The organism is Cohaesibacter marisflavi (assembly GCF_900115225.1).
In the GTDB taxonomy this organism is placed as follows: domain Bacteria; phylum Pseudomonadota; class Alphaproteobacteria; order Rhizobiales; family Cohaesibacteraceae; genus Cohaesibacter; species Cohaesibacter marisflavi.
This window is the reverse complement of the sequence record NZ_FOVR01000008.1, coordinates 65,348-79,316: the sequence shown is the minus strand read 5'-3', so window position 1 is coordinate 79,316 and position 13,969 is coordinate 65,348. Positions and strand designations below refer to the sequence as shown.

Annotated in this window: 12 protein-coding genes; 1 reads left to right on the top strand and 11 read right to left on the bottom strand. The window is 54.0% G+C overall.

Annotation, left to right across the window (positions count from 1 at the left end; genetic code table 11):
• Nucleotides 1-212: 212 nt before the first annotated feature.
• The 6 genes from BM258_RS14910 to BM258_RS14885 all read right to left on the bottom strand — a co-directional run bounded on the left by BM258_RS14910 (nucleotide 213) and on the right by BM258_RS14885 (nucleotide 7,895).
• The gene (locus BM258_RS14910; RefSeq protein ID WP_090073630.1) at nucleotides 213-971 is read right to left on the bottom strand and encodes an iron ABC transporter ATP-binding protein; all 759 of its coding nucleotides are present in this window, start codon (nucleotides 969-971) and stop codon (nucleotides 213-215) included.
• The gene (locus tag BM258_RS14905) at nucleotides 968-1,924 is read right to left on the bottom strand and encodes an iron chelate uptake ABC transporter family permease subunit (protein WP_090073628.1); all 957 of its coding nucleotides are present in this window, start codon (nucleotides 1,922-1,924) and stop codon (nucleotides 968-970) included. The genes BM258_RS14910 and BM258_RS14905 overlap by 4 nt, the downstream gene beginning before the upstream one ends.
• Nucleotides 1,924-2,907 (bottom strand): ABC transporter permease, encoded by a 984-nt coding sequence (locus tag BM258_RS14900; RefSeq protein WP_210186771.1) that lies wholly within the window; start codon nucleotides 2,905-2,907, stop codon nucleotides 1,924-1,926. Before BM258_RS14900 ends, BM258_RS14905 begins: the two co-directional genes overlap by 1 nt.
• 83 nt (nucleotides 2,908-2,990) lie before the next feature.
• A complete protein-coding gene (locus BM258_RS14895) occupies nucleotides 2,991-3,908 on the bottom strand; it encodes a siderophore ABC transporter substrate-binding protein (protein WP_090073625.1) in 918 nt (305 codons plus the stop codon).
• A 164-nt stretch (nucleotides 3,909-4,072) separates the two neighbouring features.
• The gene (locus tag BM258_RS14890; protein WP_090073623.1) at nucleotides 4,073-5,725 is read right to left on the bottom strand and encodes an alpha/beta hydrolase-fold protein; all 1,653 of its coding nucleotides are present in this window, start codon (nucleotides 5,723-5,725) and stop codon (nucleotides 4,073-4,075) included.
• A 115-nt stretch (nucleotides 5,726-5,840) separates the two neighbouring features.
• Nucleotides 5,841-7,895, bottom strand: a complete 2,055-nt coding sequence (locus tag BM258_RS14885; protein WP_090073622.1) for a TonB-dependent receptor domain-containing protein — start codon at nucleotides 7,893-7,895, stop codon at nucleotides 5,841-5,843.
• A gap of 248 nt (nucleotides 7,896-8,143) precedes the next feature.
• Between BM258_RS14885 and BM258_RS14880 the strand changes: the two genes are divergently transcribed.
• A complete protein-coding gene (locus BM258_RS14880; protein WP_175528086.1) occupies nucleotides 8,144-9,049 on the top strand; it encodes an AraC family transcriptional regulator in 906 nt (301 codons plus the stop codon).
• 32 nt (nucleotides 9,050-9,081) lie between these two features.
• Here BM258_RS14880 and BM258_RS14875 read toward each other — a convergent pair whose 3' ends face one another.
• From BM258_RS14875 to BM258_RS14855, 5 genes are read right to left on the bottom strand one after another with little or no spacing between them, the layout of a single operon-like run.
• The gene (locus tag BM258_RS14875) at nucleotides 9,082-10,170 is read right to left on the bottom strand and encodes an ABC transporter ATP-binding protein (RefSeq protein ID WP_090073618.1); all 1,089 of its coding nucleotides are present in this window, start codon (nucleotides 10,168-10,170) and stop codon (nucleotides 9,082-9,084) included.
• Entirely contained in the window at nucleotides 10,157-11,101 is a 945-nt protein-coding gene (locus tag BM258_RS14870) for a carbohydrate kinase family protein (protein WP_090073616.1), read from the bottom strand. The genes BM258_RS14875 and BM258_RS14870 overlap by 14 nt, the downstream gene beginning before the upstream one ends.
• A gap of 17 nt (nucleotides 11,102-11,118) precedes the next feature.
• Nucleotides 11,119-12,132, bottom strand: a complete 1,014-nt coding sequence (locus BM258_RS14865) for an SIS domain-containing protein (protein WP_090073615.1) — start codon at nucleotides 12,130-12,132, stop codon at nucleotides 11,119-11,121.
• Between the two features lie 2 nt (nucleotides 12,133-12,134).
• Nucleotides 12,135-12,980, bottom strand: coding sequence for a carbohydrate ABC transporter permease (locus BM258_RS14860; RefSeq protein WP_090073612.1), 846 nt, complete (start codon nucleotides 12,978-12,980; stop codon nucleotides 12,135-12,137).
• On the bottom strand, nucleotides 12,980-13,864 hold the full coding sequence (locus tag BM258_RS14855) for a carbohydrate ABC transporter permease (protein WP_090073611.1): 885 nt from the start codon (nucleotides 13,862-13,864) through the stop codon (nucleotides 12,980-12,982). Before BM258_RS14855 ends, BM258_RS14860 begins: the two co-directional genes overlap by 1 nt.
• Nucleotides 13,865-13,969 lie beyond the last annotated feature (105 nt).

The window sequence follows — 13,969 nt, the reverse complement described above, 5'->3', positions numbered from 1 at the left end:
AGCAGAGCTGGTGATCTCTTCAAAACGAGCATGAAGGTCAACCCTAGCCATCACAGCGTCAGGACAAGAAGAAACGCACCCCTTTGACCGATTCAGGCAGAGATGTGCGTGAATAGTTAGAATATCTATTTATGAGTAAAATATTCAAGTTAACAGACTTGCGCTAAAGTGACATTTTCTATCGCTCAGACGCCACGCGATCAAAGCCGGCTTTAGCGATAATGCATGACAAAGCGATGCTCACCGACGTCGTGAATATCGGCCTGCATGTCGAAGACTTGCTCAATCGTTTCGTTGGTCAGGAAATATTTTGTCTCACCGTTGGCCACCAGGCGCCCGTCTTTCAGGCCAACAATCCAGTCTGCATAAAGCGCCGCATAGTTGATCTCGTGAAGAACGACAACAATGGTCTTGCTCGACTGGGCTGAAAGGGAACCAAGGCGCTGCATAAGCGTGCGGGCGCTTTTCATATCCAGATTGTTCAAGGGCTCATCAAGCAGCAAATAATCCGTATCCTGCGCATAGGCCATGGCCACAAAAGCCTTCTGCCGCTGCCCCCCCGATATTTCATCAATGAAGCGATGCCGGATGGAAGTAAGCTCAAGGCTTTCGATGGCTTCATCAACAAGCTTATTATCCTCAACCGTTGGCCGACCCTGATGATGCGGGAAGCGGCCAAAGGCAACGAGATCTGCAACGGTCAACCGCGAGGCCAACTGGTTGGATTGGGTAAGGATAGCGAGTGTCTTGGCCAGTTGCTTGCTCGGTGTCTGGGTTACATCCAGCCCGTCGACCTCAATGGTGCCTTTTTGCAAGGGCTGCAGGCGAGCGATGAGGGAGAGCAGGGTGGACTTACCAGCCCCATTGGGGCCAACCAGCGCTGTGACCTTGCCCTTTGGCAACTGGACCGAAATATCACTGAGAATTGTCTGCCCATGCAAAGCATGGCTGACAGAGCGGATGTCAATCATCGGCTCCTTCCTTTCAGGATCAAGAGAAGGAAGGTCACGCCTCCCAGAAACTCGACAATCACGCTGAGAGGCGTAGAGAAGTTGAGAAGTTGCTCAAGGATGGTTTGCCCCCCGATAAGTACACAAGCCGACAGGAGCGAGGCCGCAGGCAGCAGAATGGCATGTCTATGGGTGGGAAACAGATGGTAGGTGAGGTTACTGACCAGAAGTCCGAAAAAGGCAACCGGCCCGACCAGTGCGGTTGAGACAGACACCAGACTGGCGATGATAACAAGCGTTACATAAACCCGCTGCTTGTAATTGATGCCAAGATTGATCGCCGCATCGCGCCCCAGCGCCAACACATCCAGATCAAATCGTAAATACCAGGCAGCGATCAGCCCCAACGCCATGATCACACTGCTTACCAGAAGCAGATCGCCGTTGATGGAATTGAAGCTGGCCATGGAAGAGGTGGCAGCAACCACGAAATCATTGGGGTCAATCAGGCGCTGAAAAAAGGAGGTAACCGAGCGAAACAGAACTCCGAAGATAATGCCCGTCAACAACAGACGATGCATATCTTCCCCGCGCGCTTGCTGCGATTGCCCGAGCAGAGTGCCGAACAGAGCCAGTGAGGCAAGCATCATGAAGAAGAAAGACGTAAAGAAGGAAACCTGAGGCGCCAATTGCGCAAAGCCGAGGCCGCCTAGAAAGAAGACCAGCGCGGTTTGTAGCAGTGCATAAAGGGCATCGAACCCCATAAGGGAGGGCGTCAGAATGCGGTTCTTCGTCAGCGTTTGGAACAAAACCGTTGAGACCGCAATCGCAATCGCCACCAGAGAGATACCCAAAAGCTTGGTCCCGCGAAACCACAATACGAACTCCCAGTTACCCCGAGCGTTGACCGTCAAAAAGGCAACGGCGCAGACCACAAACAGCAGAAGCGCATATATCAGGCGTCTTTCAACCATCAGGCGCTTTTCTCCTGCTGGCTTTCAGCTGTCGACGGACGGCGCGGCGGAAAATAGAGCAGCCACAAAAACAGCGCAGCACCGACAAATCCAAAAATGGTTGCTGCCGGAATTTCGAAGGGATGGCGCACGATCCGCCCAATGAGATCGGAGAGCAGAACCAGCCCCGCGCCCATCATGGCTGTAACGGGAAGCGTCTTACGCAAATTATCACCCAGCCACCGGCTGACGATGTTGGGTACAACCAGCCCGACAAACGGAATGACCCCGACAGTGACCACCGTCACCGCTGAAATCAGAGATACAATCACCAACCCCAGCCGTACTATCTGGTGGTAATTGAGCCCCAGATTGATGCTGACATTGCGGCCAAGTCCGAGAATGGCGAACTGGTCAGCCACAAGATAGGCCACAATCATCAATATTCCGGTCAACCACAAAAGCTCGTAGCGCCCCTGAAGGATGCCCGAAAATTCGCCGTTGAACCATGTTTGGAGATATTGCAGCAGATCCGTCTGGAAGGCGATGAACGTCACGAGCGCGCTTACAACCCCGCCATAGGCTATCCCCACCAACGGCACCAGCAATGGCTGATGCGCAGGCAAGCGGCGCACCATCGCCAGAAACACCATCGTACCCAGAAGCGAAAAAACGCAGGCAGCAATCATCTTGAGAAATATGGATGCCTGAGGCATCAAAAAGGTGATGAGCAACAGCCCAAGCGCCGCAGTCGAGCCGGAGCCCGCCGTCATCGGCTCAACAAATCGGTTGGAAACAATCATCTGCATAATAATACCGGCAACAGCCAACGACGCACCGGTCAGCAAAACGGCCAGCGTACGCGGAATACGACTGACCAGAAGCAGATTCAGACCTTCTCCGGTTTGCAAAAAGCGACCGGCATCCAGATCAATCGCACCAACAAAAAGGCTCGAAACGATTCCGAGCCCCAAAATGGCAAGCGCGAATATCCAACCCTTGATCATGTTTCATCACCTTTGAATGACAATGATAAACAAGGCAGCCAACACACATAGCAATGCAGGCTGCCTTGTTGTCATCACGATCAATCAGCCTTGCCAAATGCCTTGATAACCTCGTCAAGCGTGTGGGTCATGGACTGTATGCCGCCGCTGGCGATATAGATATTAGCCGCATCGAGATAGACAATATGGCCTTCTTTCCATGCCTTGGTTTCATGCACGAGAGCATTGTCCAGAGTGGTATCTGCCGAGGCGCCACTGGCTCCGATCGCAGCAGAACGGTCAATTACCAGCAACCAATCGGGATTGACGTCGCGGATAAACTCGAAGGAAACCGCCTCGCCATGAGTGGCATCTTCCACACTTTCAATGGCTTCAGGCAAGCCAACCGCATCATGCAACCAACCGAACCGGCCCGTTGCACCATAGGCCGAAATCTTCGGGCCGTTGGCCAGAATGATCAGCCCGTTGCCTTTGCCCTCAACAGCGGCTTGCGCCTCGGCAACCTTGGCATCGAATGCCGCTTCCAGCTCCTTGGCTTTTTGCTCCTTGTCAAACAGTGCTCCATAGGCTTCCAGACGGGCCTTGGCCTGACCAACCATGTCGGTCCCCCAGATCGTCATATCGATGGTTGGCACCATTTTCGACATCTGGTCATACTGCTTGGCGGAGCGACCACCAACGACAACCAGATCCGGCTGCAGCGCATTGATGGCCTCGTAGTTTGGCTCAAACAGACTTCCAACGCCTTCCGCCGATTGCGACAGATGATCCAGATAGGAAACATAGAGCTTGTCGGGCACACCGACCGGCTCAACCCCCAAGGCATCAATCGTATCCAGAGCGGCAACATCCATCACAACCACGGAGCTCGGATGGCTGGAAAAGTGCACGGCATCCCGTGCCGTTGGTATTTCCAAGTCTTCAGCCAGAGCTTGCGGAGCAACAAATGCAAGCAGGCCAGAAAAAGCCAAAGCAAGGCGAAACGGTCGTGAAGTCATCTATCAATCCCTTGTAAGCACTTCAAAAAAAGAGGAGGCGGGAGAGGCAGAATTGCCTCTTAAACATGAGTGTCACTTGCAACATAGGCCAAGATGTGACAATGAAAAGCACCAAAACAGGCTCATGACTTAAATTTGAATATCAAATTCAAGATATCAACAGCCTATTTGCCAACCACTCGCGCATTGGCATCCACGCTTCCCAGCAATGCAATCAGCCCTTGAGGCAACTGCTCTCTCCAGGCAAACATGTCGTGCGCCGTTGGGAACTCCTGATGGACCACGCTATAGCCTTTAGCAAGGAGCACATCATGCAGATGCCTGTTTGGCTCCAAAATGCTCGCAAAGCCATCGCCACGGCTGGTCTCGAACAGGCCTGCTGCAAGATAGAAGCGAACCGGCGCACGATCATGGGTCGCCACGCGCCGGGCAATCATATTGGCGCCAGAATATGCTCCCTTGTCCGACCACCAATAGGACCCCGAAAGCGACAACACCGCGCCAAAGGCTTCAGGATGCTTGAGCGCGATGGTTGTCGAGCCAAGGCCACCGAAGCTTGACCCGCTGAGAATTGTTCTCTCGGCCCGCGGAGAAAAGCCTAACTCTTCACGCACCAGGGAAAGGACATCCTTGGCCATAAAGGCAGCAAAGGCGTCATTATCCGGCAGTTCTTTCGCGCGCACCACATTGTCGATAGAAGAAACGAATACAGCGGCCAGAGGCGGAATTTTGCCTGCGGCAACCAGCGCATCAATGCTGCGATCCAGATGCCCTTTGCGCAAAAACTGTTCGCCATCAAAAACAAAAAGCAAAGGCGTATCGGGATCGGATGAATCAAAGCCGGCACTGCGATAGATCCAGATATCTCTTTCATTCTCCAGTTCGACACTCGCAATTCGGTGATGGCTAAGCGCTCCCTGTGCTTCAGACACGACCTCAAACCATGGTTCCAACGCACCGCCACCGGCTCGGAAGGTCGAAGACTGATTGTAGGCATCCGGTGCCTTAGTCGGCCATGGATAGCGATTGAGCGGGTCTGCCTTGGCCTTTGCCAGAATCGCCACACGGCGTGCGCGTTTAGAGCCATCAAAATCAGGCACATCCTTCGCCAACTGATAGGAGAACAAAGTTCCTGCAGGCACAGACACCGTCCGGAACCAGACATCGCTGTTGCCAAGCCTTTCCAGCGCATAGATATCATTGGCAGGGCCACCTAGCATTTTGACATTTCGTTCAGCCCCTCTTGCAAGAAAGGTCAACAGTGTTTCGCCCTTGTTGCCCGGTTCCACCATAGGCGTGCCTTCTTTGGTGATGTCCTGCCAAAAGGCATCAGTGTTCCCCTCCTGTTCCAGCTTCTCGGCCAAAACACGAAGGCGAGGGCTTTGATAGCTGCGCTTTGGAGCATGCAGGTCCTTTTCAGCGACCATGCTTGTCTGCGTTATGGCAAGAGAGCCCGCCTCAGAGCTGGAGACTGCCAGATAGGAAGGCTTGTCAGGCATCATGAACACCACATGCTTGCGTCCTTCGCCTTGAGCCAGAAACTGCCGGTAATGCGTCCCGTCTTTCCCCGCAAGAGCGATATCAAATGGCAAGCCAGACGTTTCAAATGACACACCAACCAACGCTCCGGAATCACCAAGCAAATGGATAGCGACAGGCTTATTGGCGACCACGTCAACACGAATGGGGTCGTGGATGGCATCTATTTGTTCAATCACCTCGGGAGACATGGCATGGACACTCTGGGAAAAAACACCCACGCCGACAACGAGCAACGCCCGCACGGCTTGAGCGATAAAACGGGACTGGATGAACATTTGGGCAAACTTTCCAGTAGGGACATCAGAAGATCAGGAAAACGCTGATAAACGCACCAAAACCTCCCGCCCGAAAACGGGCGAGAGGCGGGTCAGAATTCATTTCTGGTAAGGATCAGAATTTAAGATTGGCGGAGAAATAGTATCTGCGCCCATCCACGTTGAAATCATCCGAGACATCCCGATAGACCTGCTTGTCAGCAACATTGAGAACACCGGCTTTCAAGGTGAAATTATCATTCACCTCATAGGCTCCCGTCAGATCTGCGGTGAAATATCCATCCACCTTGGAAGCCCCGCTCATGTCCCCATCGCTAGGCACATAGGTATATTGCTCTCCGGTATAGTTCGCCTTGGCGCTCAGCGTTAATTGATCCGTCGCCAGCCAATCCACGCCTACATTCACCGTATGCTCTGGCTGATAGGCAAGAGGGCGCTTCACTCCGCTAATAGCCTTGGCATCCAGATAGGTATAGTTGGCGGTGATTGTCACATCATCACGCGGACGCAGTGAGAAACTCGCCTCTACCCCCATGGTGCGGGCTTCATCGATATTCTCATAGGTAAACATCGGGCTGCCATCGGCCGCAAGGCCGACATAGTTGGTATACCCCAGAGAGGCCACCGTGTCAGATGTCCGCGCAGGCGGGAAGGGGATCATGTCTTTGATCTCGTTATGAAAGGCTGTCAGCCCTACCGAGAAGAGATCGCGATCATAGGAAACTCCAGCTTCGAAGCTGGAACCGATCTCCGGATCAAGATCTTCACTACCGATCATATAACATCCGCCACCACAGGAAACCTGATACCAGTTGGGGCTGTTTTCCAGCAGCGTTGGCGCCTTAAAGGACGAAGACCAACCGCCTTTGAGGGTCAGCTCATCCGTCAGGTTGAAAACGCCATAAAGACGCGGACTGACATTCCAGCCGAATTTCTCATGATTGTCAAAGCGTGTGCCGAACGTCATTTCGAACCGGTCGGTGATCATGGCCTGATCTTCAAGGAACAGCGCACCTTGCCAAACCGAAGACTCCGTTCCACCGGCCCCCATCAGGACATAGTCATCATTGATCTCCTGATATTTGTAGGAAGCACCAACGGTCAGCTTATGCGGAACGATCAGATCAACCTCGGTGTTGACCTTGCCGTCGGCATTGAAGTTATAGGCGGTGTTGGGCTGCATTTCTCCCGTGCGGTTGCCATGCCCATAATCATTGTGGATCTGGTCTCCATATACCTTCACTTCCGACGAGCCGAAATCATATTCACCGCGATGGGTAACGCCTACCGATTTGCGCTCTAGTGTGGTTTCATCCTGCTTGCGGCTGGAGAAGCCCAGATTGAAGTCCATTTCATGACTGTCATTGATCAACCAGGTTGCTGTGCCATCAATGAATTTGTCGTCGCTTTCGGAAAATCCAGGAAGAGGCGTACCATCACGCTGGAGGCCGGGGTTTAGATCATCATCATCAGCCACGCGCACATCATAGCTACCGAAGGTTTTCAAGAACAGCTTGTCTTTGACAAGCGGCCCGGACAGGGAGAAGGACCCGCGCCCATAGTCACCCGACTTGCGGTTTTCCTGCACGGTCACTTCTGTGGTTAGAGAGCCATGCCATTCATTCTGCGCTCTCTTGGTGATGATATTGACAACACCGCCAATGGCATCCGACCCGTAGAGTGAGGACATGGCGCCGCGAACGACCTCAATCCGTTCGATCGCCTCAACGGGCACCCAGCCGGAATCATAATCATTGCCGCGGAACACGTTGGGCGCAGAATTGACTCGCTTGCCATCAATCAGAAACAGGGTGTAGCGCTCGCTGAGGCCGCGAATCTGAACCTTCTTCTGGTTGCCCGAATAGTTGAAGGTAATACCGGGCACATCGCCAAGAAGCGCACGGGCATCCTGAGCGGGCAGTTTTTCAATGTCTTCAGAAGTGACAACACTAACGCTGGCCGGTGCATTGGTAACATCCGTCTCGGACCCTGCCGCAGTCACGACAATGGCGTTGAGCATGTCTTCTTCGGTTATCTCCTGAGCCTGGGCTAGAGCTGTGGTGGTCAGAAGCGATGCCAGCACGAGGGTCGGGCTGGTCAGGCCCAAAACAGTGTGACGGGTCTTTTGGTCCTTGTTGTTGGTTATTCTATTGAACGCATAAGAAGTCATTGGAAAACAACGAACCTTTTTGTTTGGAAAGGGATCGAGCCAGATATTCGGGCCACATTCGCGCCCGAAATATATCTTGACTTTAATAGTCAAGTTAATGGAAGTTGGCGTTTGATGTAAATTTCGAAGACTTTCGCCGACGCGCCATTCTTTTGCGCAAAAGCGTCAAGTCAGCAGCGCTCATGACTTGCCCGCATGCAGCGACGCACCCACGAAATCTAAGTAGAGTATCCCGACTGGAGAAAGAAATGGCTGGTTTCCAAATGTCACCAACCTTTGCAAATGTCGCTTTCCTTGATGGGAAACCAAAACATCATACCGGCATTGTAGCCCAAGAGCTGTCTCCCTGTTTCCAGCTTTTGCTGTTTCTGGAAGGCGGACAGAAATTCTATCTTGATGACATGTTGTTCGATATCGATGCGGGCAGGGGCTGTCGCAGTCAGCCGCAAATCGCAATCATCCAGCGCAATAAGTCCTGCACCCTGCGCAGCCTGCCAAACCATGGCGACAGCATCCTGCGCAAGATCAAGCTTTCACTACCAGTTGATTGGCTCCAGACCGTCACAGATGCACAAGACGGAGGAATTCTGAAGCAGTTCCAGAATGGGCAGATCACCAGCTATTTATGGCAGGCCAACTGCGACATGGTGCAATTGGGCGAACTGATCATCAATCCGCCCCCCCAATTTCAGGAATCCAATGCCCCCGAAAGTCTCAGGCTCTATCGGCTGGCCAAGGCCATGGAACTGCTATCACTTGCCTGTATGGATTTAACCAACAGGCAACACCAAACGCGGCCCCTTGAAAAGGTCCATATCTACAATCAGGCAGAGCGCGTGCGCAGCTATGTTGTCGAGAATCTGCACGCAGACCTGACCATCGAGACCCTCTCACGGGAAACCGGCACGAGCAAACGCTCTATCCAGCGCAATTTCAAGCATCAATTCGGCCTGACAGTATCTGACTTCATTCGCAAACAACGTCTTGAGAAAGCCCGGCAGGCCATCGAAAATCAGGGCATGCCAATCGGTCAGGCCGCTTTTCTGGCAGGGTATAACAACCAGTCAAGCTTCACCAACGCCTTCAAGCAGACTTATGGATCAACACCCAAAAACTGGCGGAGAAAGGCCGAGCCGCGCAAATCTGGTGCTTAGCTTAGCTTAGCTTCTTACACGTCTATGCTTGCCTAAAGCCAGCTTTTCCCGCTTTCGGCGTCAAAAATGGAAAGCTTGTCCATTGACGCATAAAGCCGGATCTTTTCGCTAGCTCGAAACTCATGTTCGGGCTTGAAGGTGGCAATCAGCCTTTGACCTTTCACGTCAAAGGAAACGATTTTCTCCGGACCGGTCAATTCCACAATTTCAACCACGCAATCAAACGGAATACCGCCTTCAATAGGCTCCAGCCTGAAAGCCTCGGGCCGAATGCCAACCAGCAGCTTTTGAGGCACATCTGTTGCAGCCGAGGAGCGCTGTTCGCGATCAAGAACAAATGGCTGATCAGCAGCGTCCAGTTCGATAAGATTGGTGCCCGCAAGCGGCTGCCCCTTGAACATGTTGATCGGAGGTGATCCCATGAAATCGGCAACAAAGGTTGTCGCAGGCCGATTATAGATTTCCTCCGGCGTGCCTAACTGCTCGATATGGCCATCGCGCATGACGGCAACGCGCGTTGCCAGCGTCATAGCTTCGATCTGGTCATGGGTCACATAGACAATCGTAACCCCCAACATCTGGTGCAGCCGTTTCAATTCCCCGCGCATCTCCATGCGCAATTTGGCGTCGAGGTTGGATAGGGGCTCGTCGAACAGAAACAGTTTCGGCTTGCGCACCAGAGCGCGACCGATCGCAACACGCTGGCGCTGTCCGCCAGAAAGATCTGATGGTTTGCGCTCGAGCAGATGATCAATCTGCAATACCTTGGCGGCTTCCAATACCGCGCTCTCGCGCTCGGCTTTCGGCACATTGCGCATTTCCAGCCCGAAGCCGATGTTACGCGCAACCGACAAATTCGGATACAGCGCATAGGACTGGAACACCATGGCAATATCGCGATCTTTGGGATGAACCCCGTTTAGGGTGCGACCATCCAGCGTAATGGTGCCAGAGCTTGGGTCAAGCAAACCCGAGATCAGGTTTAGCAAGGTTGACTTGCCACAGCCAGAAGCTCCCAACAGCACGAGGAATTCGCCGCTCTCCAACGTCAAGTCGATGCCCTTAAGCGTTTCTTGCGAACCGAATTTTTTGGTAACACCACTAAGGTCAAGCGAGCTCATGAAACGACTCCGGCTTTGTGTTGGGAAGGTAACATCTGGGATGAGTGGAAATGGCGAGCGACGCCGTTTCGATGGCAGCTTGCACAGCCTCTGGCCAGTCTTTGCCTTGCGCACGCGCTGCAAAGAAGGCGGCATTGAACACATCACCTGCGCCGATAGTATCCACGAGCGCCACTTTGGGGGCAGGGCATGACAGAATGCCATCCGCGCGCACAAGCATGGCCCCATTGCCGCCCCGCTTGATGATCACGGTTCCCCCATCAGGCATATGGTCCAGCAGCCACCTGCCAGCAGATTCAGGATCATCCTGCCCGGAAAGAGAGGTAGCCTCGATTTCGTTGAACAGAATATACTGACAATTGGCGAGCCACTTCAGAGTCTCGGCTCTGATCGCATCAGTCCAATCCTCAAGCGGCCAACCTGTATCAAGGGCAATCGCAACGTCATGCTGCCGGGCATGCGCGAACATCAGCGGATAATCTTTGGTCAGGCTGTCGGTCAGGAAGGAACCGCACACCAGAAGAACGCCACCTGAAAGCACCTGCCAATCGATCATCTGCTTCACCTGAGGCCAGGAGAGAGCGAGCAAATGCCCCTTGGTCGTCAGAAAGGTGCGTTCCCCATCCGGATGCGTTGCGCCAACCGACACAGTCGTATTTCCAGAGGCGGCAGGCCAGCCTGCAGCAGGCGCTCCGAACTCGGCTTTCAGCCAGTCGCCAAAATGGTCAGACCCGATATTGGCCGCAATCTGATAGGGACACCCCAAGGCTTGCCATGCAAGAGCTACGTTGCCAGCAGCGCCTCCAACACGTAACTCATCATGTTCGACAATCAGTTCCGTCCCACTTGGAAGGTTCGGCGACACCGGCCCCATGATCAGGTCGACATTCACATTGCCAACCGTTGCCAGAGCTAAGCTTTTCTTCTTCATTCTCAACTGAACCCTTGTTATTCCACTCTGGTGACTTTGGTGCATCGCAATGGCGTACCGACATTTTCGACGCGCGAGGCGGCGAAATCGACCATGAAGCGCTGTGCTGCAGGCAAAACCGAGAAGATGGCAGCAAGGCCCTGCGCTGACGGACAAGAAACCGTAATCGCCCCCTTGATCGGCTCTTTGCCCGATGCGTCAAACACCACCAGAGGCGAACTCGTTTCCGCTACAAATTCGGCAAAACCGGTCACCAGATCGCAGGTTTCATCTCTAGCGCGAAACAGAACAACACCGACGCTCACACCAAGCATTTCCACCGGCCCATGGCGAAACTGCCCACCTTCCAGACCGAAGCATGGCAAACGCGAAAGCTCGGTCAGACCAAGCGCGATAGCCTCTGCCACCCCCTGCAACTGACGCGAGGAGGTGACAACCGTATTCACATCACCGAGCGCCTTGACTGCTTCATCAATCGCAATAGAGGGCTCGCCCTGAAGGATGGCAAACAGATCCTCTAGATCCTGCCCCAAGGCGCCAAGAACCGCCGCATGAAGCGCGGCAGAGACCGTAAGGCTCCTTGTCGCCGCAAAGGGGATCTCCGATCCGCCAGCCCCCACCAGACAAGGCGCAAGCCCTGCTAGACTGGAATTGGGCTCCATCGTCAGGCCGAAGACATGGTCCTTGGGCGCACAGTCACGGAACCAGCGCAAAACCTCTGCACTTTCTCCCGATTGCGAGGTAACAATAATCGTCCGCCCATCAACCGGCAGCGGCTGGCCAAGCTGTTCAGACAGGGGAACGGCGATGGCGTCGATGCCACTAGCCCGGTATAGCGGCTCCAGCGCGCGCCCAACGGCATGGGATCCCCCCATGCCCAGCAGCAGCAACCGGCCGGTCTGGCGCAAGGACGCAGCAATCTTTTCAGCAGGCTCTTTCGCACCATCGATCGATGCCTTGCTGTCTTTGAACTGTCTAGCCATTTCGTTGTAAATGGCCAATTGTGCCTCGGTTTCTGGTTTCTTGTTCATTTTCAACCTTTCACGCCTCCATTGGTGAGACCGGAAATTAGGGCTCTTTGCATGAGGACACCGACAAAAACGGGGGGTAACGCGGCCAACACACCAGCCGTTGCGATGAGGCCATAATCAGACACGCGCCCGCCAGCCAGATCGGCAATGGCAACAGTCAGGGTCTTGGCCTGCTGGTTTGAGGTAAAGAGAAGCGCATAGAAAAATTCATCCCACGCCAGGAGAAAAGCAAAGATCAGCGAGGTCGCAATCACCGGCATGGCAAGCGGCAGAATGACAATGCGCAAGGTCTGATCCAGACGCGCCCCGTCTATGGCGGCGGCCATTTCCAGATCCCGCGGGATGGGATCAAAACCAGCCTTGAGCAGCCAGGTGGAAAAGGGCGCCAGAATACTGAGATAGACCAGAGCAAGCCCCCACGTGGTGTTCAACAGGCCCGCCTTGGCAAGGATCATGTAAAGCGGTACGGACAGCGCCACCGGCGGCAACATATAGGTAGCAACCACAGCGCCCAGAGACCACCCGACGCGGGGATTGCGCGATGCGGCCCAACCCGCGGGAATGCCGATGGCCAACGCGATCAACGTTGCCATACTGGCCACCTTGATGCTGTTGAATAGCGAGGCGACGAAAGCCTCTCCCATGGAATTATTGCTACGCGAGAGCAATTGCCCATAGCGGGAAAAATCAAACACCTCCGGCCAGAAATGCAGCGGTTTGGCAGAAAGGTCCGCATTGGAAGACACGCTCATGATAAACAGCCACAACAGCGGCGCCAAAATCACCATCGCCACCAGAAGCGCCATGGCATGGACAAATATGGAGAAAGCACGCGATTGATGCTCCATCAGTTGGTTCCTCCTGCCCAGCTGCGCATGATGCGAATGTAAATGACGGCGAGAACGGTAATGGCGAGCGTGATGATCAGCGCGAGCGACGCGCCGGATCCGGCGCGCTGGAAGGCAAAGGCTTCCTGATAGACAAGGATCGACAAGGTGCGCGTCGAGTTCGCCGGTCCGCCACGGGTCATGATCCAGATAATATCGAACACCTTGAAGGCCTCGATCGTGCGCAACACAACCGCCACCATCAGGGGGCCGACGAGATAAGGCAAGATAACATAGCGGAAGCGGCGGAACGCATTGGCACCGTCCGATATGGCGGCGGCCCTTATGTCATTGGGCACTGATTGCAAGGCGGCCAGCGCGATCAGGGCCACCAGCGGAAAATTCTTCCAGAGGTCTGCCAGAATGAGCGCCATCATCGCCGTTTGCGGCTGCCCCAGCCACGACTGATATTGATCGATTATGCCAAGCTTGAGCAGGGCAGCATTGAAGGCGCCATATTCAGGATTATAGATCAAGCGCCACAGGGTGGCATTGACAACGGTCGGCAAGGCCCAGGGCAAAATCAGCATGCCGCGCAATATGGTGCGGCCGTAGAATTTCTGATTGAGTAGCATCCCCACCAGCACACCAATCACAATTTCAAGGGTCACCGAGATCAGCGTAAACTGCATGGTCGTGGAGAATGCACGCTGAAAATTCCGACTTGATAGCATCTTGGTGAAATTGTGTAGACCAACGAATTCGCCCTCAGACCCGACAAGACGGGTGTTGGTAAAGGAAAGACGGATCGTGTCGATCAACGGCCACCCGATCACAGCGATCATGACGCACAGAAGCGGAAGCATCAACAACCAGACATGAAGAGTCTTGCGGTCAGACAACATGAGATTGGACCTTCATTCAATTTGGATTGACTGGAGCGGACGTCCGGAGGGCGAGACGGCGGCGTTGAGCGCAGTGACATACGCAAAACCAAAGCCCAATTAGGC

What these genes read in the sequence shown, in the direction of transcription:
- BM258_RS14870 (WP_090073616.1), bottom strand. Translation starts at nt 11,101, where the DNA reads ATGAAGAAGAAAAGCTTAGCTCTGGCAACGGTTGGCAATGTGAATGTC.
- BM258_RS14885 (WP_090073622.1), bottom strand. Translation starts at nt 7,895, where the DNA reads ATGACTTCTTATGCGTTCAATAGAATAACCAACAACAAGGACCAAAAG.
- BM258_RS14875 (WP_090073618.1), bottom strand. Translation starts at nt 10,170, where the DNA reads ATGAGCTCGCTTGACCTTAGTGGTGTTACCAAAAAATTCGGTTCGCAA.
- BM258_RS14905 (WP_090073628.1), bottom strand. Translation starts at nt 1,924, where the DNA reads ATGGTTGAAAGACGCCTGATATATGCGCTTCTGCTGTTTGTGGTCTGC.
- BM258_RS14910 (WP_090073630.1), bottom strand. Translation starts at nt 971, where the DNA reads ATGATTGACATCCGCTCTGTCAGCCATGCTTTGCATGGGCAGACAATT.
- BM258_RS14880 (WP_175528086.1), top strand. Translation starts at nt 8,144, where the DNA reads ATGGCTGGTTTCCAAATGTCACCAACCTTTGCAAATGTCGCTTTCCTT.
- BM258_RS14890 (WP_090073623.1), bottom strand. Translation starts at nt 5,725, where the DNA reads ATGTTCATCCAGTCCCGTTTTATCGCTCAAGCCGTGCGGGCGTTGCTC.
- BM258_RS14855 (WP_090073611.1), bottom strand. Translation starts at nt 13,864, where the DNA reads ATGTTGTCTGACCGCAAGACTCTTCATGTCTGGTTGTTGATGCTTCCG.
- BM258_RS14865 (WP_090073615.1), bottom strand. Translation starts at nt 12,132, where the DNA reads ATGAACAAGAAACCAGAAACCGAGGCACAATTGGCCATTTACAACGAA.
- BM258_RS14860 (WP_090073612.1), bottom strand. Translation starts at nt 12,980, where the DNA reads ATGGAGCATCAATCGCGTGCTTTCTCCATATTTGTCCATGCCATGGCG.
- BM258_RS14895 (WP_090073625.1), bottom strand. Translation starts at nt 3,908, where the DNA reads ATGACTTCACGACCGTTTCGCCTTGCTTTGGCTTTTTCTGGCCTGCTT.